This is a genomic window from Luteimonas sp. R10 (assembly GCF_045689605.1).
GTDB lineage: Bacteria > Pseudomonadota > Gammaproteobacteria > Xanthomonadales > Xanthomonadaceae > Luteimonas.
In genome coordinates, this window is record NZ_CP141262.1 from 1,799,214 (window position 1) to 1,823,607 (window position 24,394).

Annotated in this window: 19 protein-coding genes and 2 pseudogenes; 10 read left to right on the plus strand and 11 right to left on the minus strand. The window is 70.2% G+C overall.

Translation table 11 applies throughout. From position 1 onward, the window contains the following. The first annotated feature begins 6 nt into the window (after positions 1-6). Positions 7-954 carry a prolyl aminopeptidase gene (pip, locus tag U3649_RS07540; protein ID WP_407354238.1) on the plus strand — a complete coding sequence of 316 codons (948 nt, stop codon included), beginning with the start codon at positions 7-9 and terminating at the stop codon, positions 952-954. A gap of 178 nt (positions 955-1,132) precedes the next feature. On the opposite strand, the gene U3649_RS07545 is transcribed toward pip, so the two are convergent. The 3 genes from U3649_RS07545 to U3649_RS07555 all read right to left on the minus strand — a co-directional run bounded on the left by U3649_RS07545 (position 1,133) and on the right by U3649_RS07555 (position 3,415). Next, the gene (locus U3649_RS07545) at positions 1,133-1,690 is read right to left on the minus strand and encodes an NUDIX hydrolase (protein WP_407354239.1); all 558 of its coding nucleotides are present in this window, start codon (positions 1,688-1,690) and stop codon (positions 1,133-1,135) included. Positions 1,691-1,937: 247 nt separating this feature from the next. Beyond that, positions 1,938-2,852 carry a 5'-3' exonuclease H3TH domain-containing protein gene (locus tag U3649_RS07550; RefSeq protein WP_407354240.1) on the minus strand — a complete coding sequence of 305 codons (915 nt, stop codon included), beginning with the start codon at positions 2,850-2,852 and terminating at the stop codon, positions 1,938-1,940. Then, positions 2,849-3,415 carry a nitroreductase family protein gene (locus tag U3649_RS07555; RefSeq protein ID WP_407354570.1) on the minus strand — a complete coding sequence of 189 codons (567 nt, stop codon included), beginning with the start codon at positions 3,413-3,415 and terminating at the stop codon, positions 2,849-2,851. Before U3649_RS07555 ends, U3649_RS07550 begins: the two co-directional genes overlap by 4 nt. A 129-nt stretch (positions 3,416-3,544) precedes the next feature. On the opposite strand from U3649_RS07555, the gene U3649_RS07560 reads away from it, so the two are divergent. Both U3649_RS07560 and U3649_RS07565 read left to right on the plus strand, forming a co-directional pair. After that, positions 3,545-5,917, plus strand: a complete 2,373-nt coding sequence (locus U3649_RS07560; protein WP_407354241.1) for a DUF1631 family protein — start codon at positions 3,545-3,547, stop codon at positions 5,915-5,917. Between the two features lie 262 nt (positions 5,918-6,179). Continuing rightward, complete coding sequence (locus U3649_RS07565) at positions 6,180-7,271, plus strand: NAD(P) transhydrogenase subunit alpha (protein WP_407354242.1); 1,092 nt, start codon at positions 6,180-6,182, stop codon at positions 7,269-7,271. Positions 7,272-7,359: 88 nt separating this feature from the next. Here the strand turns inward: U3649_RS07565 and U3649_RS07570 are convergent, their stop codons facing one another. Genes U3649_RS07570 through U3649_RS07580 form a run of 3 tightly spaced genes read right to left on the minus strand, consistent with a single transcriptional unit; the run spans position 7,360 to position 8,697 of the window. Further along, complete coding sequence (locus U3649_RS07570) at positions 7,360-7,779, minus strand: DUF3106 domain-containing protein (protein WP_407354243.1); 420 nt, start codon at positions 7,777-7,779, stop codon at positions 7,360-7,362. A 7-nt stretch (positions 7,780-7,786) separates the two neighbouring features. Next, complete coding sequence (locus tag U3649_RS07575; protein ID WP_407354244.1) at positions 7,787-8,170, minus strand: hypothetical protein; 384 nt, start codon at positions 8,168-8,170, stop codon at positions 7,787-7,789. Further along, positions 8,167-8,697, minus strand: coding sequence for an RNA polymerase sigma factor (locus tag U3649_RS07580; protein WP_407354571.1), 531 nt, complete (start codon positions 8,695-8,697; stop codon positions 8,167-8,169). The genes U3649_RS07575 and U3649_RS07580 overlap by 4 nt, the downstream gene beginning before the upstream one ends. Before the next feature lie 247 nt (positions 8,698-8,944). Between U3649_RS07580 and U3649_RS07585 the strand changes: the two genes are divergently transcribed. Beyond that, complete coding sequence (locus U3649_RS07585; protein ID WP_407354245.1) at positions 8,945-9,259, plus strand: NAD(P) transhydrogenase subunit alpha; 315 nt, start codon at positions 8,945-8,947, stop codon at positions 9,257-9,259. After that, positions 9,256-10,659, plus strand: a complete 1,404-nt coding sequence (locus tag U3649_RS07590) for an NAD(P)(+) transhydrogenase (Re/Si-specific) subunit beta (protein ID WP_407354246.1) — start codon at positions 9,256-9,258, stop codon at positions 10,657-10,659. The genes U3649_RS07585 and U3649_RS07590 overlap by 4 nt, the downstream gene beginning before the upstream one ends. 52 nt (positions 10,660-10,711) lie before the next feature. Here the strand turns inward: U3649_RS07590 and U3649_RS07595 are convergent, their stop codons facing one another. The 4 genes from U3649_RS07595 to U3649_RS07610 all read right to left on the minus strand — a co-directional run bounded on the left by U3649_RS07595 (position 10,712) and on the right by U3649_RS07610 (position 16,685). Then, positions 10,712-11,614 carry a helix-turn-helix domain-containing protein gene (locus U3649_RS07595; RefSeq protein ID WP_407354247.1) on the minus strand — a complete coding sequence of 301 codons (903 nt, stop codon included), beginning with the start codon at positions 11,612-11,614 and terminating at the stop codon, positions 10,712-10,714. Positions 11,615-12,349: 735 nt separating this feature from the next. Next, on the minus strand, positions 12,350-15,331 hold the full coding sequence (locus U3649_RS07600; RefSeq protein WP_407354248.1) for a TonB-dependent receptor domain-containing protein: 2,982 nt from the start codon (positions 15,329-15,331) through the stop codon (positions 12,350-12,352). A 189-nt stretch (positions 15,332-15,520) separates the two neighbouring features. Further along, positions 15,521-16,066 (minus strand): hypothetical protein, encoded by a 546-nt coding sequence (locus tag U3649_RS07605; protein ID WP_407354249.1) that lies wholly within the window; start codon positions 16,064-16,066, stop codon positions 15,521-15,523. A gap of 124 nt (positions 16,067-16,190) precedes the next feature. Next, positions 16,191-16,685 carry a hypothetical protein gene (locus U3649_RS07610; protein ID WP_407354250.1) on the minus strand — a complete coding sequence of 165 codons (495 nt, stop codon included), beginning with the start codon at positions 16,683-16,685 and terminating at the stop codon, positions 16,191-16,193. A gap of 108 nt (positions 16,686-16,793) precedes the next feature. On the opposite strand from U3649_RS07610, the gene U3649_RS07615 reads away from it, so the two are divergent. After that, positions 16,794-18,242 (plus strand): PLP-dependent aminotransferase family protein, encoded by a 1,449-nt coding sequence (locus tag U3649_RS07615; protein WP_407354251.1) that lies wholly within the window; start codon positions 16,794-16,796, stop codon positions 18,240-18,242. Here U3649_RS07615 and U3649_RS07620 read toward each other — a convergent pair. Beyond that, a complete protein-coding gene (locus U3649_RS07620) occupies positions 18,234-18,647 on the minus strand; it encodes a hypothetical protein (protein ID WP_407354252.1) in 414 nt (137 codons plus the stop codon). The two genes, U3649_RS07615 and U3649_RS07620, sit on opposite strands and share 9 nt — an antisense overlap. A 99-nt stretch (positions 18,648-18,746) precedes the next feature. On the opposite strand from U3649_RS07620, the gene sufT reads away from it, so the two are divergent. From sufT to U3649_RS07640, 4 genes and pseudogenes are all read left to right on the plus strand, one after another. After that, complete coding sequence (gene sufT / locus U3649_RS07625; protein WP_149195969.1) at positions 18,747-19,298, plus strand: putative Fe-S cluster assembly protein SufT; 552 nt, start codon at positions 18,747-18,749, stop codon at positions 19,296-19,298. 480 nt (positions 19,299-19,778) lie between these two features. Next, positions 19,779-21,524: pseudogene (locus tag U3649_RS07630) on the plus strand (S8 family peptidase); the annotation flags it as partial. A gap of 138 nt (positions 21,525-21,662) precedes the next feature. Then, positions 21,663-21,884: pseudogene (locus U3649_RS07635) on the plus strand (proprotein convertase P-domain-containing protein); the annotation flags it as partial. Between the two features lie 116 nt (positions 21,885-22,000). Next, a complete protein-coding gene (locus U3649_RS07640; protein ID WP_407354253.1) occupies positions 22,001-24,316 on the plus strand; it encodes a pre-peptidase C-terminal domain-containing protein in 2,316 nt (771 codons plus the stop codon). Positions 24,317-24,394: the final 78 nt, after the last annotated feature.

The following is a 24,394-nucleotide window of genomic DNA, read 5'->3' on the forward strand; positions in this document are numbered from 1 at the left end:
TCCGCGATGCGAACGCTTTACCCCGAGATCGAGCCCTACGACACCGGCACCCTCAAGGTCGACGACCGCCACACGCTCCACTACGAGCAGTGCGGCAATCCGAAAGGCAAGCCGGTGGTGCTGCTGCACGGCGGCCCGGGCGGCGGCTGCAGCGCCAAGATGCGCCGCTTCCACGATCCGGACAAATACCGCATCGTGCTGTTCGACCAGCGTGGCGCAGGGCGCTCCACGCCGCATGCCGACCTGGTCGGCAACACCACCTGGGACCTGGTCGCCGATATCGAGAAGCTGCGCGAACTGCTCGAGATCGAGCACTGGCAGGTGTTCGGGGGCTCCTGGGGGTCGACCCTGGCACTGGCCTACGCGCAGAGCCATCCGCGGCGGGTGACCGAGCTGGTGTTGCGCGGCATCTTCATGCTGCGGCGCTGGGAGCTGGAATGGTTCTACCAGCAGGGCGCCTCGCGCCTGTTCCCCGAGGCCTGGGACCAGTACGTCGACGCCATCCCGCCGGCCGAGCGCGACGACCTGATCGCCGCCTACCACCGCCGCCTGACCAGCGACGACGAGGCCACCCGGCTGGCGGCCGCCCGCGCCTGGAGCGTGTGGGAGGGCGCGACCTCGTTCCTGCGCGTCGACCCGGGTTTCGTGCAGGGACACGAGGATCCGCAGTTCGCCCTGGCCTTCGCCAGGATCGAGAACCACTACTTCGTCAACGGAGGCTTCTTCGAGGTCGACGACCAGCTGCTGCGCGACGCCTACCGCATCGTCGACATCCCCGGCGTCATCGTCCACGGCCGCTACGACGTGGTCTGCCCGGTGCAGAACGCCTGGGACCTGCACAAGGCCTGGCCCAGGGCCGAGCTGGTGATCACCCCCGCCTCGGGCCACTCCGCGTTCGAAGCCGAGAACGTCGACGCGCTGGTGCAGGCCACCGACCGGTTCGCCGCGGCGTAGGCGGTTCGGTCCGGGGCCGACTGCCGCGGGACGAACGAGGGCAAGCGAGAAGCGAACAGGTCGGGTGCTCCTGTGGGAGCGACGGAAGCCGCGACTCGCTGGCTCCGGAAACAGTCGCGACTTCCGTCGCTCCCACATCGGCACTCAACCACTCATTTCTCTTCACTCGTTGCTGGCTTCAAGCCGCCGGTGAGCCGTCCGGATTGAATTCGATCATCCACAGCCCCGCCCACAGCTTCAGGTCGATTTCGAAGCCCTCGGCATGCTTGCGCATCAGCCAGGCCGGGGCCTCGCGCCGCGGCACCGTGTGCACGATGATGTTCTCGCTGCCGACGCCGCCGCCTTCGCCGACCTTGCGCAGGTCGCGGGCGCGGGCGAAGGCGACGCGCTCGTTGCTCATGCCGGCGGTGGTCGGGCCGGTCAGCAGCACGTCGATGCGGCCGGCCTCCCAGCCGGTCTCCTCGACGAGTTCGCGCCGCGCCGCGGACTCGATCGAATCCTCGTCGAGATCGTCGCCGATCAGGCCGGCCGGCATCTCGATGGTCGGCGCGCCCAGCGGCACCCGGAACTGTTCGACGAACAGCACGTGGTCGTCCGGCGTGACCGCGATGACGATCACCGCCATCCCGTCGCGGCCGTGGGTGCGCTCGCACGACTCCCATTTGCCGCGCCGGACCATGCGCAGCCATTCGCCCTCGTAGAGCAGTTCGACGTCGTCCGCTGGATGTTCGTTCATGGACGCATGCTAGCGCGCGGCGCATGACAGGCGAAATGGAGCAGGGCGCCGTAGAGCGGAGCTTGCTCCGCTGCTCCCGGCTCCGGAGCCCGCGCAGCCGGGCAAGCTCGGCTCTGCGGGGCGCGTGCCGCGGCCGGCCCGTGCGTCTCGTAGAGCGGAGCTTGCCCCGCTGCTCCAGGCTCCGATGCCCGCGCAGCCGAGCAAGCTCGGCTCTACGAGAGCGCCGGAGGGCGCGACCCGCCGTGCGTCAAGGCGCGAATGCGAGCCCTGCGGCGGCATGCAGGCGCCGCCGCGTCAGCGGCCCGAAGCGCAGCGCCTCGCACAGCGCCAGCAACGCGGCGGCGTCGGCGGCCGCGCGCAGGAACGGCGGCATCGCCTCGGCCAGGGGCACGTCGAGCGCGATCGTGGCCAGCTGCCGGCACAACAGCGCCTGTTCGCGATGTTCGCGCAGCTTCGCCGCGGCCTGCCTGGCGCCGCGCAGGCGCAGGAACGGCACCTCGTCGACGCGCTCGAGCAGCGCGTCTAGGCTGCCGAAGTGCGCCAGCAGCGCGGCGGCGGTCTTGGCGCCGATCCCGGGCACGCCGGGAATGTTGTCGACGCTGTCGCCGCACAGCGCCAGGTAGTCGGCCATCTGCCGCGCCTCGACGCCGTGGCGCGCGGCGACGCCGGCCATGCCCCAGCGCTGGCCGCGGGCGAAGTCCCACTGCTCGTCGCCGGTCTCGAGCAGCTGCGAGAGGTCCTTGTCGGCGGAGACGATCACGCCGCGATGGCCGAGCGCGCGCGCCAGCTGCAGCGCGCTGCCGATCAGGTCGTCGGCCTCGTATTCGCGGTGCGCCAGCACGGTCAGGCCGAGCACGGCGCACAGCGCCTTGCAGTGCCCGAACTGCCGCTTGAGCTCGTCCGGCGCCGGCGGCCGGTTGGCCTTGTAGGCGGGATACAGCGCGTTGCGGAAGCAACTGTCCAGGGCCTCGTCGAAAGCGACCACGACGTGCTGCGGCCGCTCGCGCTCCAGCAGCTCCAGCAGGAAGCGGGCGAAGCCGTGCACCGCATTGCTGGGCCGGCCGTCGGCGTCGCGGAACTCGTCGGGCATCGAGTGCCAGGCGCGGAACACGTACAGGCTGGCGTCGACCAGGTACAGCGGCGGCTTCGCCACGGCGCTCATGCCGGGCGCCAGTCGGACAGCAGGGCTTGCGGGTCCGGCCGTTCACGTTCCGGCGCCGCCATCCTGGGCGTGCCGATGTGGATGAAGCCGGCGATCCGCTCCTGCGCCCCCAGTCCGAGCAGCGCGCGCACCTCGTCGTCGTAGGCGGGCCAGCCGGTCAGCCAGGTGGCGCCGAACCCCGCCGCCTGCGCCGCCTGCAGCAGGGCGAAGCAGACACAGCCGGCGGTGAGCAGCCGCTCCTGTTCAGGAATCGCCGCGTCCGCGGGGTCGAAGACGGCCACCACCGCGATCACCAGCGGCGCGTGCCCGAAGCGCTGGCGGTCCTTGTCGACGGCGGCGGCCGCCGCGTCCGGATCGCGGCGCAGGGTGAGCGCGGCCAGGGCCCCGCCAAGGGCGGCGCGGGCCTCGCCGGCAATGCGCAGGAACCGGAACGGCACCCGCTTGCCGTGGTCGGGCACGCGCACGGCCGAGCGCAGCATGCGCGCCAGGGTGGCGTCGTCGGGACCGGGCTCGCCGAGCTGTCGCGCCGGGACCGAGCGCCGCCCGTCGAGTTGCAGCCAGATGTCAGCGGTTCTATTTGCGACCGGGCTCACAGACGTGGTTTTCCCCTTTCAGGAATGTATGCTGACCGTGCACGACCCTCGTGCTGTCGCTCCATTGTCCCCCGAATGGCGTCTCCAGACGATACCGCCGTGAAATTCCGCGCGCGCAGCTCCGGCTGCCGTGCGGGCGAGCGCGTGCTCGAGACGCTCAAGCGCGATGCCGTCACCGAACTGGTCGGCGTGCTCTCCGGGTTCTGGAGCTCGATCGAGGAGCAGGTGCGGCTGGCGGCGCTGGCCGGCCACGACTTCAGCGCGGCGCAGGAGGACCGGGTCGCGGTGATCGCGCTCAGCCACCGCGCGCTGGAGCTGGCGACGCGCTACCGCGAGGCGATCGAGAGCGCGTTCGAGCGCTGGCATGCGCCTGGCGAGGAGCAGCGGCAGGTGGAGTCGCTGGAGTTGATGTCCGAGGGCGAACTCGAGATCCACCTGGCCGGGCAGCAGATCACCGAATTGCTCGAGCACCAGTTCCTGCATCCGCTGGCGCAGCTCGATGAACGGCTCGAGGCGCTGGCGGCGAGCCTGGGGATCGAGGGCAAGCCGCTCAACCCGTTGCGCCCTGAGGTGGCGGTGTCGGCCTTCGTCGACCTGTTCCAGCCGGACGACCTGACGCCGGGTCTGCGGATGATGGTGTTCCACCAGTTCGACAAGCGCCTGCCGAAGGTGCTCGCCGAGGTCTACGCCAAGGCCAACACCACGCTGCAGACCGCCGCGTTCGGCGGCCACGGCGTCGCAGCGGCCCGGCGCGGCGGCGGTTACGCACCGCATGCGGCCGCGTCCCGCGACCAGGCGCGCGCCCAGCGCGTCGGCGAGTCTGCCGGGGGCTGGGTGCCGGACGGAGGCACCGTCGAGCATATCGGGGCTTCGCCCGCCGCCGGCAGCGGCGGACAGCACGTCCCGCGCGACGGCGAACAACGCGCCTCCGGTGACGGGCAGCGCGCCGGCCTGGGTGCCGATTCGGCCGGCGTACCACTGCGTTATCGCGATCTCGTCCGCGAACAGCTGCAGGCCTGGCGCGCACGGGGAGGACTGCGTGCCGAACCGGCGGACCCCGGCACCAGCGTGGCCGAAGAGGTCGAGGCGCTGGCCGAGGCCGCCTCCGAGGCGGCGGGCCAGGTGCTGGGCACCGAGGACATGCTCAACATCGCGTCGCTGCTGCAGGGCGACGACCCCGACCCGTTCACCCGTGCGCTCGCCGGAGAGGACAAGCGTGCGCTGGCCGAGGTGATCCGCGCCGAGATCCTCGGCGGCGTGCGCCAGCTCGGCTTCGATCCGGAGAAAACCCGCTTCAGCGCCGACGAGGAAGACGCCATCGACCTGGTCGGCATCCTGTTCCAGTCGCTGTGCGAGGCCAACGAGCTGCTGCAGCGCGCCCGCTCGATGTACGGCAAGCTGGTGGTGCCCTACGTCAAGGTGGCGCTGACCGACGATTCGATGTTCAACCGCCGCAGCCACCCGGCGCGGCAGCTGCTCGATGCGCTGACCGAGGCCTGCGACGGCAACACCGGCGAAACCACGCAGGACAAGGAAACGCTGGACAAGGCCGAGCATGCCGTCGACCGCGTGGTCGAGGAATACCAGGAAGACCAGGCGGTGTTCGAGCTTGCGGCGGCCGAATTGCGCGACCAGCTCGACCAGCAGCGCCGGCGCTCGGAACTCGCGGAGAAGCGCGTGGCCGAGGCGATCCACGGTCGCGAGCGCCTGCAGATGGCACGGCGCAATGCCGAAAGCCTGGTCGCCTCGCGCATGGCGGACCGGCCGCTGACGGCGCCGGTCGGCCACTTCCTCGACCAGCATTGGCGCCATTACCTCACCCAGACCTGGTTGCGCGACGGGCCCGAGTCGGAGCGTCACCACGCCGCGATCGGGCTCGGCGACGCGATGGTGCAGGTCGATGCCGACGCCGCCCAGGTGCGTGGCGCCGCGGTCGCCGACCAGCTGCTGGCGCTGCAGGTGCCGCTGGGGGAGTGCTACTCCAGCTGCGGGCTGGACGCGGCCGCCGCACGCGACGCCATGGCACGGATCATTTCCGCGCTGGCGATGCCCGACACCGAGCGCAGCGTGCGCACGCCGAACGGCGGCGAGGCCGACGACGAGCCGGGCGACGACAGCGTCATGCCGCTGCGCCTGGCCGGCGGGACCGACGCGGTGGCCTGCGACCCCGCCATCGCCGCGCGCATGCGTCGGCTGCGGGTCGGCCAGGGGTTGCGCCTGCTCGATCGCGGCGGGCACGAGACAGCGGCTCGGATCGCCTGGATCAGCCCGTTGACCTCGCGTTTCCTGATCGTCAACCGCCGCGGCGTGCGCAAGATGGTGGTCTCGCCCGAGGAGCTGGCCCTGCTGGTCGCCTCCGGACGCGTGGTGGTGCGTTCGGTCGACGCCCCGTTCGACGAGGCGATGAAGCAGCTCTGGCAGCGCCTCAACCAGGCGCCGGGACAGGCGCTGAAGGCCGCCAACGCCGGCTGAGCGGCCGCTCGCGCGCTCGGTTCGAAGCGATGCACGCGGCCCCGCCGCAGGAGTCGTCGTCCGGTCAACGGGCCCGTCCTCCCAATAGCGCGCGCCCACCGCTCATGGCGGCGCGCCTGCCGTGGAGCGGAACTCGCTCCGCTGCTCCGCCCCCGGCGCCCGCGACCGCTGCGGCCACGTCCCGCCGATGCGCCGACGCCGAGCGCGCGTGGCGATGCGGCCGATTCGCGTTAGGATGCGAGACAGGGTCGCGGAGCCGAACATGACGCTGAAGATCGGGATCGCGCGGGAAACCGCGCCGGGCGAACGGCGCGTCGCCGTTACGCCGGAGACGTGCAAGAAACTTGTCGCCGCAGGCGCGCAGGTATGCATCGAGCGTGGCAGCGGCGCCGGCGCGCACTTCCCGGACCGGACCTACGAGGAGGTCGGCGCCACGCTGGTGGACGCGGCCGGGTCCGCCATCGCCGATGCCGACGCGGTGCTGTGCGTGCAGCCGCCGCCAGCCACGGCGATCGCCGCCATGAAAGCGGGCGCGGCGCTGGTCGGCATCTTGCAGCCGCAGGCCGACGCAGCGCGGGGCGAGGCCATCGTGCAGCGCGGCGTGACCGCCTTCCCGCTGGAGCGGCTGCCGCGGACCACACGTGCCCAGGCCATGGACGTGCTCAGTTCGCAGGCGGGCATGGCTGGCTACAAGGCGGTGCTGATCGCGGCGTCGCTGGCGCCGCGCTTCTTCCCGATGCTGACCACGGCGGCCGGCACCATCCGTCCGTCGAAAGTGCTGGTGATCGGCGCCGGCGTCGCCGGGTTGCAGGCGATCGCGACGGCGCGGCGCCTGGGCGCGCAGGTCGAGGGCTTCGACGTGCGCCCCGAGACGCGCGAGCAGATCCAGTCGCTGGGCGGCCGCTTCCTCGACCTCGGGGTCAGCGCCGCCGGCGAGGGCGGCTACGCCCGCCAGCTCACCGACGAGGAGCGCGCGGAGCAGCAGCGCCGCCTCGGCGAGCACCTGAAGAACGTCGACGTGATCGTCTGTACCGCGGCCGTTCCCGGCCGGCCCGCGCCGAAGATCGTCTCGGCGGCGATGGTGGGCGGCATGAGGCCGGGCAGCGTGATCGTCGATCTGGCCGCGGAGACCGGCGGCAACTGCGAGCTCACCCGTCCCGGTGAGACCGACGACCACGACGGCGTGGTCGTCGCCGGTCCGCTCAACCTCGCCAGCCAGGGCGCGCAGCACGCCAGCGAGATGTACGCGCGCAACGTGTTCAACTTCATGCAGCTGTTGCTGAAGGACGGCGCGATCGGATTCGACTGGGAGGACGAGCTGCTGTCGAAGACGGTGTGGCCGGAGCGGGGCTGATCCGCTGCTTCCGGCTCCGGAGCCGAGAGCAGCCGAGCAAGCTCGGCTCTACGTGCGCCCAAGTCCCCCGCGGCTTGCCGCCACAGCCTCAATCCTCCGGCTGGTGGCGTTCCAGCCACTCGCGCCGCTGCTCCGGCGTCATCGCCTTCCAGCGTTCGCGCAGTTCCTCGCGTTCGGGTTCCGGCAGCTCGCGCATGCGCAGGTACAGCACGCGCGCGCCCTCGCGCCCCTCCGGGCTCATCTGCTTCCAGCGCCGCATGCCGTGATGTGCGTGCCGTCGCTGTTCCGGCGTCATCTGCTGCCAGCGCTCGGCATGGCGCAGCATGCGGTCGCGTTCATCGGGCTGGTCGTTCCAGCGGTCGCGCACGGTGGCGATCAGCGTCTCCCGCTGCTCCGGCGTCAGCCGGTCCCATTCGGGCAGTGCGCCATCGCCGGGTTGCGCCGGCGCGGCGCCGGCCGGCAGCGACAGCGCCAGCAACAGGATCGAGGCGGCGATTCGGGTTCGCATGGGTCGTTTACTCCATCGCCAGCGGCTGCGCCTCGGCGGAGGCCAGCCACAGGAACAGGTCGGGGTCTTCCTCGAACGCCACCAGGGCATCCTCGTAGGGATCGAGCCGCGGTTCCACGGTGACCGCATCCACGGTGGCCATCGGCATCTCGTCCGTCACCGCATCGCCGCCGGAGGGCAGCAACCCCATGCCGGCGGCGAAGGCGTACACGAACGCGATCGTACAGGCGGTCGCCAGCGACCAGCGCAGCGGTTGCGCCCGCCAGCCGGGCGCGGGTGCGCGCGGGCGCAGCCTGGCCAGCGTGCGTGGCGAGACCTGCCGCAGCGCCTCCTGGTGGCAGGCGCGTGCGGCGCGGTCGAAGCGGGTGCCGTCGTCGGTATCGGCGGTCATCGGAATTCCTCCAGTCGTTTCTGCAGCGCCTCGCGGGCGCGCGATAGATGCGTCTTCACCGAACCCTCGCCGCAGCCCATGATCTTCGCGGTGGTGGCGACATCCAGCTCCTCGAGCACGCGCAGGCCGAAGGCTTCGCGCTGGCGGCGGGGCAGCGCCCGCAACGCCTCCACCAGCCGCGCGTAGGCTTCGCGCCCGTCGTGGGCGCGTGCCGGGTCCGGCCCGCTGTCCGCCCAATCGAGGCTTTCGTCCTCGCGCTCCTCGGCGTCCGAGATCCAGCTCAGCCGGAACATGCGCCGGCGCTGGATGTCGACGATGCGGCTGCGCAGGATGGTCCAGAACAAGGCGGTCCATTCCTCCGCCGGCCGCTCGCGGTAGCGCAGCATCCGCGTCATCGCGTCCTGCACCGCATCCTGCGCGTCGTCGCGGTTGCGCAGGCCGATCTCGGCAAAGCGGAACGCACGGGCGCGGACCCCGGCGAAGAACGCGTCGAGCGTCGCGGCGGGGGTCTCGGCCGCCATCGGCATGGGGCCGGCGATGTCGGCGGACGCGCTCACGGCGGCCAGCTTACCGCCGCCACGGCCGGCGCGGACGCCGGGCGCGGGCCGCAGCGCCTGCCGGTGGTGATCGAGACTGCCGTCCACGTCGCGCGGATCCGCGTTCCTGCCCAGGGTTCATGGCTGTCAACGCGCCTGGCGGGCCGCGGTTGACCCGCTGGCAACCGGTTCATGTACGGTTATGATGCGGACCACCAGCGGATCCCGGGAGCAGCGCATGATCGATGGTTTCGTGGCCCTGTACATCTTCATGCTGGCGGCGATCGCCGGCCACGTGATCATTTCGCGGGTGCCGGTGATCCTGCACACGCCGCTGATGTCGGGCTCGAACTTCATCCACGGCATCGTGCTGATCGGGGCGATGGTGGTGCTCGGCCACGCCGATACCCCGCTGGAGAAGGCGATCGGCTTCATCGCCGTGCTGATGGGCGCCGGCAACGCCGCCGGCGGCTACGTGGTGACCGAGCGCATGCTGGAGATGTTCAAGTCCAGCCGCAAGCCCGGTGCCGGCGCCGCCGGGGACCGGCCGTGAGCGGGCCGTTGCCGGAGGTGCTCGCACTGGCGGTGAAGGTCAGCTACCTGGTCGCGGCGACGCTGTTCCTGCTCGGGCTGCAGCGCATGGCCTCGCCGCTGACCGCGCGCAGCGGCATCCTGTGGGCCGGCTGGGGCATGGTGATCGCCACCGCGGCCACGTTCTTACTGCCGGGGCTGGAGAACATCGCGCTGATCCTGCTGGCGATCCTGATCGGCGCCGGCCTGGCCTGGTACTCGGGCAGGAAGGTCGCGATCACCGACATGCCGCAGATGGTGGCGCTGTACAACGGCCTGGGCGGCGGCTCGGCGGCGGCGATCGGCGCGGTGGAGCTGCTGCGCTGGTCGGATGCGGGCGTGGCGCCCGGCATCGTGGTGCTGGTGCTCGCCGTGCTGGGCGCGCTGATCGGCGCGGTGGCGCTGTCCGGCTCGATCATCGCCTGGGCCAAGCTCGACGGGCGCATGGACAAGCGCTACACCTTTCCGGGTCAGCAGCTGTTCAACGCCGCGGTGTTCCTGGCCGCGCTGGCGCTCGGCGGCATGGTGGTCCATTCGCTGGGCGTGCCGCTGGTGATCGCGTTCTTCATCGCCGCACTGGCGCTGGGCGTGCTGATGACGCTGCCGATCGGGGGCGCCGACATGCCGGTGGTGATCTCGCTGTACAACGCGCTGACCGGGCTGGCGGTGGCGTTCGAGGGCTACGTGCTCGGCAACGAGGCGCTGATCATCGCCGGCACCATGGTGGGCGCGGCCGGCATGCTGCTGACGCGGCTGATGGCCAAGGCGATGAACCGATCGATCAAGAGCGTGCTGTTCTCCAACTTCGGCGGCGGCGGCCAAGCGCAGGAGATCAGCGGTTCGCAGAAGCCGATCGAGGCCGGCGACGTCGCCGCGATGATGGCCTTCGCCGACCGCGTGGTGATCGTGCCCGGGTACGGCATGGCCGTGGCGCAAGCGCAGCACAAGATCTGGGAACTGACCCAGAAGCTGGTCGAGCGCGGGGTCAAGGTCAGGTTCGCGATCCACCCGGTCGCCGGGCGCATGCCCGGCCACATGAACGTGCTGCTGGCCGAGGCAGGCGTGCCCTACGACCTGATCGCCGACATGGACGACATCAACCCCGAGTTCGCCAATACCGACGTCGCGCTGGTGATCGGCGCCAACGACGTGGTCAATCCGGTCGCCAAGACCGATCCGGACAGCCCGATCTACGGCATGCCGATCCTCGACGTGGTGGACGCGAAGAACGTCGTCGTCATCAAGCGCGGCAAGGGCACCGGCTTCGCCGGCATCGAGAACGCACTGTTCTATGCCGACAACGCCCGCATGCTGTACGGCGACGGCGCCGAGATGGCGAGCGCGCTGGTGAGCGAGCTGAAGGCGCTGGACGGCGGCCACTGAGCCACGGAGGCGGCGCGCGGCCCGGAAGCCGTGGTTCGCTCGTCGTCCCCGCTCAGGCCGCTTTCGCCGCTCCGAACTCGGCGCACGCGGGCGGATGGCGCGGCGCATCCGACTGCCTGACCTGGCTGGTGGTCATGCCGAACGTGCCCTTGAATGCGCGGCAGAACGCGCTCTGGCTTTCGAAACCCAGCGCGGCGGTGATCTCGCAGACCGGCATCCGCGTCTCGCGCACCAGCTGCCATGCGCGCTCCGACCGCAGCCGCGCGGCGTACTCGGAAGGCGTTTCCCTGAACACGTCGCGGTAGCTGCGGATCAGGTGGCAGGGGGAATAGTTCGCGCTGGCGGCCAGTTGCGCCAGGTCGACGCGTCCGTCGTCGTGGCGACGAATCAGATGTTGTACCCGCAGCAGCCGCATCAGGGTCTGCTGCCGGCGCAGCAACGTGCGCCCGGCGCAGCGCGGCAGCAGGGCATGGAGGTCGCGTTGGTGCTCGGTCAGCGCCGCGCACAGCATGTCGGCGGCCGTACCGGCTCCCAGCGCGCACAGGTCCGGGCGCCGAGCCACGCGCGCCAGGCGCACGGTCAGCCGGCGCAGCTCGCGGGTGCAGCGCGATTCCGACGGCAGCAGGTCGACCGCCGGCTCACCGGGCCGCGGGCGCTGGTGCCGCGCCCAGGCAGCGGGGCTCCCGCACACCGCCAGCCAGCGTCCGTCGCGGCGGCTGCCGGCGCGCAGCGCGCCGTCGCGCCAGATCAGCAGTTCGCCGGCGTGCAGCAGCCAGCGGCAGTCCGGCGTCTCCAGTTCGATCCCTTCCGACAGCGGCAGCCACACGCTGATCCAGCGGGAGGGTATCGCCAGCTGGATATTGCGGCCGCTGCCGTGGAGCACCTGCAGCGAGTCGTCGGGCGCGGACAGGTCGAGCAGTTCGTGGGAGCGCAACGGGCGATAGAGAGGATGCATGGCGGTCGTTTTCGCTTTCGTTGTCGGGGAGGTTCGCGACGGCGGGTCGGCGGCCGCAATCGCCGGGTGGGCAACGGCAGGCGCGGCGGGACGAATCGTTCGCCATGTGTGCCGAACGTCAGCCGGATGTGCCGCGGCGCGCGGAGACATTGCTCCGCGAACGCCACCGTCATTGCCAGACTAGCGATGGCGATGGCCCGGTTGAGGCGCCAATTCGGCGACATGCAGTGGAGCCAATCCACGGCCCGGCCGGTCGCGGTGGCGATCCGCTGAGATGAATGCGAGTGCCCACAGCGGCGCGTGCAGTGGCCGGGCGGGGACGCGCAGCTTGGACCGGGCCCCTGATCCTGCGGGTGCCCATCCGTTTCGAGAAGGCCTTCTTCCTTCGTCGTTCCGGGGGAAGGACAAACAAAAAAACGCCCGGGCGTGCCGGGCGATGTCCACAGATGGCGGTGGCGTTCCTTTTGGAATGATGGTCGCGACGGGGACAGCCGCGCTGGAACGGGCCAGCCAACCTTGCCTGGAGAGAGAGATGAGCAATGCGGACGACGCCATCATGGACGCGCGGGTGGGGTGATGCTGTTCCCCTGTCCCCGTCCCCGTGCGCAGATGGCGCCGCAGCGATATGCAATGGTCGGCATTGCACGACGGCCTGCGCCGCCTGCCTGTGCCATCGCCGTCAGGAGCGGCGTCCGCGACCGGGCATCGGTCCGGAACGCCGCTCCGGAGTGGTGCTTAGAAGCGCTGCTGATACTTCATGTAGACGAAGCGGCCGATGTCGAATTCGCCCTGATAGGCAAAATTGGAGCTCGGCTGGACATACAGCGGAGGGCCGTAGCGGTCGAAGACGTTGTTGGCGCCGATCGCCACTGTCGCGTCCCAGGGCGCCTTCCAGCTGACTTGAAGGTCATGGAAGGTGTTGGAGCCCGTCCGGTTGATGGAGCCGGACTGCGTCGGCGCACCGTTCGCCTGGTTGATGTCGGAGCACTCCCCGGGATACAACGCCACGGGCAGGACGCAGGCCTCCTTCTGCGCGGAGAAGTAGCGCGCTCCCCAGGTCACCGAGAAATCGTCGAGCGACCAAGTCAGGTTCAGGTTCGAGCGGATGCGGAAGTTGCCGTTGAGATTGTTGGTTTCGATGCTGACCAGCTGGCTCGGATTGGAATCCGGGTTGGTATCCGTCTTGATCTCATCACGGCTCTTGTAGGTCGATTGCCAGTTGAACTGGAAATCGCCTACGTCGGTGTCCATCCCGTAGCTCACGTCGAAGTCGAAGCCCTCGATCTCGCGGTAGCCGGCATTGATGACGGCGAACGACAGGGTGTTGACGACGCCTGTGGTCGGATCGCGGGTGAAGTCCACGCAGCGGCTCGCATCGCCCTGGATGTAGCAGTCGTTGAGCATCTGGGTCGGCGAATCGGCCACGATCGTCGAATCCACGCGGATCTTCCACCAGTCGAGCGACATGTTCAGGCGCTCGGCGAACGGCGGGCTCCAGACCAGCCCGAGCGTTTTCGATCGGGAAGTCTCCGGGGACAGGTCGGGGTTGGACCCGGAGAAGAACGGAACCCCGGTCTGCGAATCGGGCCCCGACACTGCGGTGCCGCCCTGGCCGAGCTGGCGGAAGTTGTCGGCGTCGGCGATGTCCTGGGCGCAGCGCGCGCGGACCGCGCCGTTCGTCGCCGATGCGCCGAACTGCGTGTCGCACGGGTCGGTGTAGAACGAGAACGTCTGGCTGCCGCCGCCGTAGAGGTTGGCGATGGTCGGGGCACGGAAGCCTTCCGCCCACGTACCTCGTACCAGCAGGGACTCGACGGGCTTCCACTTGAAGCCGAACTTGCTGTTGACGGTATCGCCGAAGGTGTCGTAATCGGAATAACGCGACGCCAGGCTGAAGCTGAGATCCTGCGCTCCGGGCATGTCGCTCAGCACCGGGATCAGCAGTTCGGCGTAGAGTTCGTCCACCGAATAGTCGCCGCGGGTGGGGCCGGCGGCCAGGTTGGTGGTCTCCCCGGCGGTGGCCAGCGCATCGGGGATGAACTGGCCTTCCTCCTTGCGGGTTTCCACGCCGACCGCGAAGCCCAGCTCGCCGGCGGGAAGCGTGGCGACGACGCCCGAGAGATTCGCGCTGAAGACGTTGGTTTCCGTCTCGCCGGTATTGCGCGTGAGCGGGAACAGGAAATCCTGCAGCTCAGCGTTGTTGGTGAGGCCGCCGTCGCCCTCGCGTCCGTACGGGATGAGGGGATTCCACGGAATGCACTGGCCGGTGGCGGTACCGTAGGGAATCGGCGCTCCCGGGGTGCCGCATTCGACACGGCCGGTCTCCGGGTTCAGGAAGGACGGGCCGACCGCCTGCTGGACCTTGGTCACCCAAAGGTTGCCCGAGTTGTGCTGGATGACCTTGTTGTTGTTGTACAGGTAGCCGACGTCCCAGTCGAAGTAGCGCTCGCCGATTTCGAAGCTGCCCTCGAGGCCGGCGGTGAAGCGCCAGGTGGTGGAGTTCTGCGTGGTGAGCCTCGGCACCTCCCAGGTGCGACGGAAGAAGGTGGCCGCCTGTGGATCCGCGAAGCCGTGGTGGCTGCCCACTGGGTTGTAGTAGCTGTCGGCCGACATTGCGATTCCGGTCAGCGGATAGCCCGCGACCTGGGTCGCCGCATCGCGGTCGCTGTAGAGCATGTTCGCGCGGAAGCGGATGGCGTCGTTGACGTCGTACACGCCGTCAACGAACAGCGACCGGCTTTCGATCGGCGTGCGCAGGTGCATCTGCAGGTTGGAGTTGGCCTTGTCGTCGATCGAACCCACGCCTCCGGTGTGCTGGCATCGCGCTGCGACGTTCGCCCCCACTGAGCCGACGTCGCAGTCTTGGGCGTGGTAGTTGGCAATATCACGCCAGTCCGCGCCCGGATCGAGCACGCGGTTGCCGCCGAGCTCGGCAGGCAGGTTGATGACGCCGTAGTGGCTGACCGTGGTCCAGCCGCGGGTCGGATGGCGGTCGGTCTGCGGGTAGGCGCTGAACGGACGGTCCTTTGCCCAGACGCCTTCCTCCTTGCGGTACTCGGCGGCCATGGTCAGCGAGCCGCGGTCGCCGGTGAAGCCCATGACGAAGTCGCCGCGGGTGGTCTCGCCGTCGCCCTCGCTGTACTGGCCAAAGTAGGCGTTTGCCTGCGCACCGTCGTAGCCCGAGCGGGTGATGATATTGATGACGCCGGCGATCGCGTCGGAACCGTAGATCGACGACGCACCGTCCTTGAGCACCTCGATGCGCTCGACCATCGCGGTCGGGATAAGGGAGATGTCCTGGAGGCCGTTGGTGCTGATGCCCAGGCGCTTGCCGTTGACCAGGACCAGCGTGCGCTGGGTGCCGATGTTGCGCAGGTCGATGAACTGGCCGCCGACGGCCTCGCCGGACGACAGCGGTGCGGCGCGGCTGATCGCCGGGCTGCCGGTGGAGGAGAGGTTCTGCAGGATGTCGGCGACCGACTGGAAGCCCTGCCGTTCGATGTGCTCGCGGCTGATGATCTGCACCGGCGCCTCGGTCTCGATGTCGACCTGGCGGATACGCGAGCCGGTGACCTCGATGCGGTCGAGGGTCGTGGCTTGCTGCTGGTCCGGGCTGTCGTCCTGCGCGCTGGCGATGCCGAAAGGCAGCGCCACGCCGAGGGCGGTGCCGGCCAACAGCGCATGGCGCACGGCGTGGCTCAGAAGATGGATTCGCATTGCTGACTCCGCTGGTTGGATGGATACGGCCTGGCCGTCCAGCGAAATTACGAATCTTTAACGATGCAACATGCGCAGCTCAGGGACCGCTGCATGTGCGGGAGTTGACGAGTGGGCGGCGCTGCCGGCCCGCGCCGCCCGGGAACCGCGGTACTCCCGCGATGCAGCCCGGGAGCCGGCGTGGACGCGTCAGGCGTCCGATTCCCCGAAGGACCCGATCGGTGCAGCGGCCGCCGGCGCGGGCACGGTGCGCGCCGCGAACCGGGCGGCGAAGGCGCACGGAATACCGACCAGCAGCATGTGCGCCAGCAGATGCGACACCTGCATCCATTCCCAGCGCGGCGGGCCGCTGCCGGCCGCGGACAGCGGCACCACGATGAAATTCATCGCCAGGTACAGCGCGACGCCGTAGAGCGCGCCGTACCGGAGCGGGTGTTGCAGCAACCGCGGCCAGCGGCGGCTCGCCAGGCCGTAGGCGCCGGCCATCGCGATCGCGATCGCGTAGTGCGAGGCGAGTCCGAGCGCCGCGGTCGCGGTGCCGCCGGCGATGGCGGCTTCCCGTCCCATCCAGCCTGCGGCGATGCTGTGCAGGATCCGCAGCGGGCCCACGCCCATCGCGGCCCAGAGGCTGCAGATGTAGACCAGGTCGAGGGTTCCGGCGGCCAGGCCGCCGAGCACCAGGTACCGGAGCCGGTAGCCCGCGGCGGATCGGCCGGGGACCTTCGTCGTGATCATCCCTCGTCTCCCTGGTGCACCAGCGGGCATTGCAGGCGTCGCCTGCGGCCGCCGCAAGCGCCAACCGCGGGACGGCAGCGGGAGCCAATCGGCCGTGCGGCGAAGGTCGCGTCGTGGCCGGACGTCAGGCCGGGCGGCCCGGCAGGCGCGCGAACAGGGCGCAGGGCACCCCGATCAGGAACATGTAGGCCAGCAGGCAGACGAGGGCCCAATCGGGCCGGGTGAAGGCCGGCGCCGAGGTCAACGCCGGCACCGCGAGGCCGAAGATCAACAGGTAGGCCGCGGCGCCGTACAGGGCGCCGCCGAGCAGCGGGCGGTGCAGAAGCGCGCCGTGGCGTCGGGCCAGCACGCGATAGCCGGCCGCCAATGCACACATCAGCCCGGTGTACAGCAGGGTGCCGAGCAGCGCGGTCGCCGCGCCGCCGGAATACGCCGCCGGCCCGAGCACCCAGGCGGCGACGCCCTGCAGCACGCGGCCCGCGGACACGCCCTCGGCCGCCCAGAAGGCGATCGCCAGCCCCAGGTCCAGGGTGGCGGTGAGCACGCCGCACAGCCAGATCGGGTGATGCCGGAGCGAAGGCGCCCCTGCAAGCGGCGAGGTCAGGGTGATGGTGCGCATCGTCGATTCACGGCCGAAAGGAATTGGCCCTATGGGGCCGGAGTCGATTGGTGCTATCAAGGGCCAATCGGCTCCGGCCAAATGGAGCCAATTCCGGATTCTCAGACGATGCATCTGGTTCTCGACGCCCATGGCCCGCTCCACGCGCAACTGACGCGCGCCCTGAAGGCGGCGATCCTCGACGGACAGCTGTCGCGGGGCAGCCGCTTGCCGGCGACGCGCTGGCTGGCCGGTGAACTCGGCCTGTCGCGCAATACCGTCCTGGCCGCCTACGAGCAGCTGCGCGCGGAGGGGTTCGTCGATGCGCGGGTCGGATCGGGCAGCTTCGTCGCGCTGTCGCAGCCGCAACGGCAGTTGCGCGGCGTGGAGACGGACAGCGTCGTCCCGCAATCGGCGTACGCGCATCGGGCGCGGCTGTACAACGAGCGGATGCCCGGTGGGCACATCCCGGGCATGCGCTATTCGTTCCAGTACGGCGTGCCGTTCGTCAATCCGGCGCTGACCACGGCGTGGGCGCAGGCGCTGTCGCGCGCCGCGCGCTATACCGATCCCAGCTATCCGCCCGCGCAGGGGCTGCCCTCGCTGCGGGAGGCGGTATGCGATTACCTGGCCCGGCGCCGCGGCGTACGGGTGCCGGCGTCCGACGTGCTGATCGTCGCCGGGACCCAGCAGGCGCTGGCGCTGAGCGCGCGCGTGCTGCTCGACGCCGGCGACGCCGCGGCGATCGAGGAGCCGCACTACAACGCCATCCGCACCGCGTTGCAGGTGCACGGCGCGCGCCTGCTGCCGGTGCCGGTCGATGCGCAGGGCCTGTGCTGCGACCTGTTGCCGGAGCGGGAGGCTCCCAAGCTGCTCTGCGTCACGCCCTCGCACCAGTTTCCGACCGGCGCGGTGATGTCGCTGTCCCGGCGCATGGCCCTGCTGGAGTACGCGCGCCGGCATCGGAGCTGGATCTTCGAGGACGACTACGACGGCGAGTTCCGCTATGACGCGCGGCCGCTGTCCGCGTTGCGCTCGCTGGACGAAGCCGGGCGGGTGATCTATGTCGGCACGTTCTCCAAGACGCTGTACCCGGCGCTGCGGCTGGGCTACCTGGTGGTGCCGCCGGCACTGCGCGAGGACTTCCTGGTGGCGAAACGGATGGCGGATTTCGGCACGCCGGCGATCGAGCAGGCGGCGCTGGCGGCGTTCATCGCCCATGGCGGCTTCGAGCGCCACCTGCGGCGCAGCGCCAAGGCGCTGTGCGAGCGCCGCGCCGCGCTGCTGCAAGGGCTGCGTGCCTGCAGCGCCGGTCGCCTGGAGATCGCCGACTCCCGTGCCGGGATGCACCTGGCGGTGTGGCTGCGCGGCGCCGGGCGCGACGCCGGCGAAGCGCTGATCGCGCAAGCGCACGCGCGCGGCCTGGGCCTGTACTCGATCGCGCCCTACTACCTGAAGCCGCCGGACCGTGCCGGCCTGCTGATGGGCTATGCCGGGCTGTCGAGCGTGGAGATCCGGCAGGCGCTGGCGGTGTTCGAAACCTGCCTGGACGAGCTGGTTCCCGTCGCGTCAGCGTGAGGCGACGGCCGCGATCACCACCCCGGCACCGAGCCAGGCGAGGTCGACGCCGCCGTTGGCCAGTTGCGACAGCGTCCACGCGTGATGCGCCCCGAGCTTGAGCGCCGATTCCCAGGGCAGCAGTCCCAGCATCTTCCCCAGCTGCGTGGCGACGATGAACCAGTTCGCCGCCGCGATCGCCGCCGCCGTGACCAGCACGCCCGACAATGCCCGCGCCGGTCCCGGTCGCACCCGCGCCATCCGCAGCAGCAGCGCCGCGTCGAATGCGGCCACCACCGCCATCCAGCTGCATTGGCGCCCGGTGGCCGCGGCCAGCAGGATCCACAGCGCGGCGCAACCGGCGGTCCCCAGCAACAGCAGCAGAAAAGCGAACCAGGGAGAGGGCGGCGCGGCGGGCTTCGGCATGCACTGTCGGAAGGTCGGGCGCGCCAGCATAGCGTCCCCGCGGGGCGGCGATACAATGCCTGCCTTGCGCGCCGCGGCGCCGACCCCCATGTTCCCGGTATGTATTCCAGCAGCAGCGAACCCGTGCGCCTCGAACGCGACTGCGCCGCCGTCCTGGTGCCGCAGGGCGAGGGCGTGACCCTGCCCGCCGGCAGCATCGGCTACATCACCCAGGCGCTGGGTGGCAGCTACACGGTCTTCATCGAGGGCAACCTGTTCCGCATCGCCGGCCGCGACGCCGACGCGATCGGCAAGGAACCGCCGCCGCCGCTGGAGCTGCCCGGCGACGCCGACGACTCGGCCGTCGAGCAACTGGTCTGGAAGCAGCTGCGCACCTGCTTCGATCCCGAGATCCCGATCAACGTGGTCGACCTCGGCCTGGTCTACGAGGCCGTGGTCCGGCCCGCGGAGGACGGTGCGCGCACGGTGGAGGTGAAGATGACCCTGACCGCGCCGGGCTGCGGCATGGGCGAGATCCTGGTCGACGACGTGCGCAGCCGGCTGGAGATGATCCCGACCGTGACCGAGGCCGACGTCGAGCTGGTGTTCGATCCGCCCTGGAACCAGTCGATGATGTCGGAAGCGGCACGCCTGGAAACGGGCATGCTCTAGGGGCGCGGCACAGCCGCACCCGCCGTTGCAGAAGCGCGACCCAATCGTCGGCGCGCTCCGGAGCCGGGCGCCCCCGAAGACCCGTTGGCAATCCACTCCGCCCGCCTGCGCCGCCAGCGCCGGCGGGTACGACCGAGCGCGCCCGCGTCCAACGTTTCCGCAGCAGCGCGACCCGAGGGGCACGTGCCGCGTGGCCGGCCTGGGCCCGCGCCCTGACATGGCCGGCCGCGGAAAGTTTCCCCTGTAATCGATTAATGATTAGTTTTGTGACGAGCATCATTTTTTAAATGCTACGGCCCGCTCTTCGGCTGCTTGCGCTCATGTTGAACGGTCGCTTAGCGTCAGTTTGTGGACAGGATTGTCAATGTCCACGTGACATGTCGGGATGCAATGCGGTCGTATGCAACTCCACGACTCGCGTGTACCCCGGTGCCTGCCGCTTTCGCGGTCTTCGTTTTCCGTTTCCGGGGGTAACACACGATGTCCGATGTCTCGAAACGCCGTATTCGCATGCGCGCGCTGGCGGTAGCGACCGCCGTGGCCGTGTCGTCGATGACCGCAGTTCCGGCGCTGGCCGGCGAACGTCTCAACCTCAGCGGCCTGCAGGCTTCAGAGCTGCACGACCGCTTCATTGTGAAATACCGCGAGGGCAGTCCCGAACTCGCCGGCGGCAGTGCGCTGGAGGCCAGCCTGCGGAATGCCGCGCGTGCGCTGCCCGCCAAGGCCGCGGGCGGCCGCGCATTGGGCGTTCGCGCGGTGCGGCGCATGGCCGTCGGCGCGGAGGTGATCGCCACCGACCAGAAGCTCGACCGCGCCGAGGCCGAGTCGCTGATGCGGCAGATCGCGGCCAACCCGAACGTCGAGTACGTCGAGGTCGACAAGCTCAACCAGGTCCTGCTGACGCCCAACGATCCGAACTTCGGCCAGCAATACGGGTTCGGCACCGGAGCCGGCGGCATCCGCGCCACCGAGGCCTGGGACGTCACCAGCGGCAGCGGCACCGTGGTGGCGGTGCTGGATACGGGCATCACCAGCCATCCCGACCTCAACGCCAACATCCTGCCGGGCTACGACTTCATCGTCGACACCTTCGTCTCGCGCGACGGCAACGGCCGCGATGCGGACCCGAGCGATCCCGGCGACTGGATCGCCGCCAACGAGTGCGGCGGCCTGCATTCCGCCCAGCCCTCGAGCTGGCACGGCACCCATGTCACCGGCACCGTGGCCGCGGTCACCAACAACAACACCGGCGTCGCCGGCACCGCGTTCAACGCCAAGGTCGTTCCGGTGCGGGTGCTCGGCCGCTGCGGCGGCTACGACTCGGACATCGCCGATGCCGTCATCTGGGCGTCGGGCGGTTCGGTCAGCGGCGTCCCCGCCAACGCCAACCCGGCCGAGGCGATCAACCTCAGCCTGGGCGGCGGCGGCTCGTGCGGCTCGGCCATGCAGAGCGCGATCAACGGCGCCGTCGGCCGCGGCACCACGGTGGTGATCGCCGCCGGCAACAGCAACGCCAACGTGTCCGGCTTCTCGCCCGCCAACTGCAACAACGTGGTCGCGGTGGCGTCGAACACCAGCACCGGCGCCCGTTCGAGCTTCTCCAACTACGGCGCGCTGATCGACGTCTCGGCACCGGGCTCGAGCATCCTGTCGACGCTCAACAGCGGCAGCACCACGCCCGGAAGCGCAGGCTACGCCTCCTACAACGGTACCTCGATGGCCGCGCCGCACGTGGCGGGCGTGGTCGCGTTGATGCAGTCGGTCGCCAATCCGGCGTTGACGCCGGCCGAGGTGGAATCGCTGCTCAAGAGCACCGCGCGCGCCTTCCCGTCGACGCCGTCGCAGCCGATCGGCGCCGGCATCGTCAATGCGAAGGCGGCCGTCGATGCCGCCGGCGACGGCGGCGGCCCCGGCCCCGGCGAGGGCGAACTCGAGAACGGGGTGCCGGTGAGCGGCGTGTCCGGTGGCAGTGGCAGTACCCAGTACTGGACGATCGTGGTGCCGGCGGGCGCGAGCAACCTGAGCATCGGCATTTCCGGCGGCAGCGGCGATGCCGACCTGTACGTGCGCCGCGGCTCCCAGCCGACCACCTCGGCCTACGACTGCCGTCCGTATCTCAACGGCAACAACGAGACCTGCAGCTTCGCCTCGCCGCAGGCCGGCACGTACCACATCATGCTGCGCGGCTATTCGGCCTATTCCGGCGTGACCCTGACCGGCAGTTTCGGCAGCGGCGGCGGCGGGGCGCAGACCTACAGCAACGGCACCGACTATCCGATCGCCGATCACTCGACGGTGCAGAGCCCGATCTCGATCTCCGGTCGCAGCGGCAACGCGCCCGCGTCGACGCCGGTCGACGTGGACATCCGCCACACCTACCGCGGCGATCTCAAGGTCGACCTGGTGGCGCCGGACGGCAGCGTCTACGTGCTGCACAACCGCAGCGGCGGCAGCGCCGACAACGTCATCGGCACCTATACCGTGAACCTGTCGAGCGAGGCGATCAACGGCACCTGGCGGCTGCGGGTCAACGACAACTACTCGGGCGACACGGGCTACATCAACAGCTGGGGCCTGACGCTCTGACCCCGGTCCGGCTCGACCTTAATGGTCTTTGAATACTCTCTCAGGCACCCTGGGCCCATCGGGGTGCCTTTTTTTCGACGCGGCGCAGGCCGCCAACACGAAGGGCAGGAGGAGTGATGAGATACGCGATAGGACTGATCATGGCCGGCATGCTGTCGGCAGGAACCGCACTGGCGGCGCAGCGCGACGCCAGGCCGGCGGCCTTCGATCATCGACTGCCGGCCGAACACACGGTCGAAGTGCGCAGCATGCCCGCGGTCGACGCGGCCAGGCTGCGTGCCGAGGACGCCCGGCGCGCTGCGGTGCGCCGCGACGAGCCGGTGCGCTTCGCCACCCCGCACCGGGTCGACCTCACGCCGCTCAATTCTGGCGACTGGGACCAGATCGGCGGCGACATGCTGGTCTGGCGCCTGCGCCTGGAATCGAAGGACGCCTTGTCGCTGAACTTCGGCTTCGACGAGTACCGCATGCCCGCAGGCGGGCGCATGCTGATCTACCCGGCAGGCCTGAGCGCCAACGCCGACCCGGCGGCGATCCGCACGTTCACCGACGCCGACAACAAGGCCCATGGCAAGCTGTGGACGCCGGTGGTGCCCGGCGACCACGCGGTGATCGAGGTGGTGGTGCCGCGCGCCAAGGTCGGCGAGCTCAAGCTGCGGCTGACCAGCGTCAACCACGACTATCTCGGCTTCGGCGACCTGGCGCGCCGCGGTGCACTGGAACAGGCGCAGGGCGTCTCCGGGTCCTGCAACATCGACGTGGTGTGCCCGGCGGGCGACGAATGGCGCGACCAGATCCCGGCCTCCGGCGCGTACTCCCGCTTCGGCACGTTCTACTGCAGCGGGTCGCTGGTCAACAACACCGCCAACGACCAGAAGATGTACTTCCTGACCGCACACCATTGCGGCATGGGCACCGCCGACGCGGCGGCGTCGATCGTCGTGTACTGGAACTACGAGAACTCGTACTGCCGCACGCCCGGCAGCGCCGAAAGCGGCGCCGAAGGCGACGGCAGCCTGGACCAGAACCAGACCGGCGCGGTGCCGCTGGCCACCTGGTCGACCTCCGACTTCACCCTGCTGGAGCTGGACGACCCGGCCGATCCCGAGTTCAACCTGTACTGGGCCGGCTGGGACCGCCGCGACACCAGCTTCGACGGCGCCACCGGCATCCACCATCCGCGGGTGGCCGAGAAGCGCATCACCCACTCGTCGAACCCGCTGCAGATCAGCGGCTATTTCGGCGCCGGCACCGACCACCTGCACGTGTTCTGGGACCAGCCCGGCACCACCGAGGGCGGTTCCTCCGGATCGCCGCTGTACAGCCCCGACAAGCGGGTGATCGGCCAACTGCACGGTGGCCTGGCCTCGTGCAGCACCAGCGGCGACGACCATAGCGACTACTACGGGCGCCTCTACACGTCCTGGACCGGCGGCGGCACGGAAGCCACGTCGCTGGCCAGCTGGCTCGATCCGCTCGGCACCGGCGCCGAGTTCATCGACGGCATCGGCGCCGACGGCGGCGGCGAGCCCGGCGATCCGGTCGCCGGCTTCACCTACGCGGTCGACGGCGACACGCTGACGGTGACCTTCACCGATACCTCCAGCGACGACGGCGAGATCGTCGTCTACGATTGGGACTTCGGCGACGGCACCGGCTCGTCCGAAGCCAACCCGGTCAAGGTCTACGATGCGGCGGGCGTGTACAGCGTCAGCCTCACCGTCACCGACGACGAGGACAACACCGGCAGCACCAGCCAGACCATCGAGGTCGGCGACACCGGTCCCGACGCCACCGAGATCTTCAACCGGCAGCCGGTGAGCGGCCTGGCCGGCGACGCAGGCAGCGAACAGCTGTACAGCCTGACGGTGCCCGAAGGTGTCGACGGTCCGCTGAGCTTCATGACCTCCGGCGGCAGCGGCGACGTCGCGATGTACGTCAGCTTCGAGGCCGAGCCGAGCGCCGACGCGCACGACCATGCCTCGCAGCGGCCGGGCAACAGCGAGGTCGTCCGCATCGCGGCGCCGCAGGCCGGCACCTACTACGTCAAGCTGGTCGGCGTGCGGGCCTTCAGCCGCGTCACCCTGCAGGCGCGCCACGCCGAGCCGCAGACCGGTCCTGGCGACGGCGAGCTCGAGAACGGCGTGCCGGTGACCGACATCGCCGGCGACGCCGGCAGCCAGCAGTACTGGACCATCGAGGTACCCGACGGCACCGCGACGCTGACGGTCGCGATGACCGGCGGCACCGGCGATCCGGACCTGTACGTGCAGCATGGCGCGCAGCCGACCACGACCGCGTACGAGTGCCGTCCGTACCTGTCCGGCAGCAACGAGACCTGCACCATCGACGCGCCGCAGGCCGGCACCTGGCACGTCATGATCCGCGGCTACACCGCCTTCTCCGGCGTAACCTTGACCGGCAGCTACTGAGCCGTTCTCTCCCGCCCCGGATTCCGGGGCGGGAGTTCCGGTTCGACCCGCGTGCCCATCTCGACGGTCCCGCATGCC

Coding starts and splice junctions, on each gene's coding strand:
- U3649_RS07570 (WP_407354243.1), bottom strand. CDS start 7,779: ATGCGAACCCGAATCGCCGCCTCGATCCTGTTGCTGGCGCTGTCGCTG.
- U3649_RS07545 (WP_407354239.1), bottom strand. CDS start 1,690: ATGAACGAACATCCAGCGGACGACGTCGAACTGCTCTACGAGGGCGAA.
- U3649_RS07615 (WP_407354251.1), top strand. CDS start 16,794: ATGCATCTGGTTCTCGACGCCCATGGCCCGCTCCACGCGCAACTGACG.
- sufT (WP_149195969.1), top strand. CDS start 18,747: ATGTATTCCAGCAGCAGCGAACCCGTGCGCCTCGAACGCGACTGCGCC.
- U3649_RS07550 (WP_407354240.1), bottom strand. CDS start 2,852: ATGAGCGCCGTGGCGAAGCCGCCGCTGTACCTGGTCGACGCCAGCCTG.
- U3649_RS07600 (WP_407354248.1), bottom strand. CDS start 15,331: ATGCGAATCCATCTTCTGAGCCACGCCGTGCGCCATGCGCTGTTGGCC.
- U3649_RS07580 (WP_407354571.1), bottom strand. CDS start 8,697: ATGCCGATGGCGGCCGAGACCCCCGCCGCGACGCTCGACGCGTTCTTC.
- U3649_RS07605 (WP_407354249.1), bottom strand. CDS start 16,066: ATGATCACGACGAAGGTCCCCGGCCGATCCGCCGCGGGCTACCGGCTC.
- U3649_RS07640 (WP_407354253.1), top strand. CDS start 22,001: ATGAGATACGCGATAGGACTGATCATGGCCGGCATGCTGTCGGCAGGA.
- pip (WP_407354238.1), top strand. CDS start 7: ATGCGAACGCTTTACCCCGAGATCGAGCCCTACGACACCGGCACCCTC.
- U3649_RS07565 (WP_407354242.1), top strand. CDS start 6,180: ATGACGCTGAAGATCGGGATCGCGCGGGAAACCGCGCCGGGCGAACGG.
- U3649_RS07595 (WP_407354247.1), bottom strand. CDS start 11,614: ATGCATCCTCTCTATCGCCCGTTGCGCTCCCACGAACTGCTCGACCTG.
- U3649_RS07585 (WP_407354245.1), top strand. CDS start 8,945: ATGATCGATGGTTTCGTGGCCCTGTACATCTTCATGCTGGCGGCGATC.
- U3649_RS07575 (WP_407354244.1), bottom strand. CDS start 8,170: ATGACCGCCGATACCGACGACGGCACCCGCTTCGACCGCGCCGCACGC.
- U3649_RS07620 (WP_407354252.1), bottom strand. CDS start 18,647: ATGCCGAAGCCCGCCGCGCCGCCCTCTCCCTGGTTCGCTTTTCTGCTG.
- U3649_RS07610 (WP_407354250.1), bottom strand. CDS start 16,685: ATGCGCACCATCACCCTGACCTCGCCGCTTGCAGGGGCGCCTTCGCTC.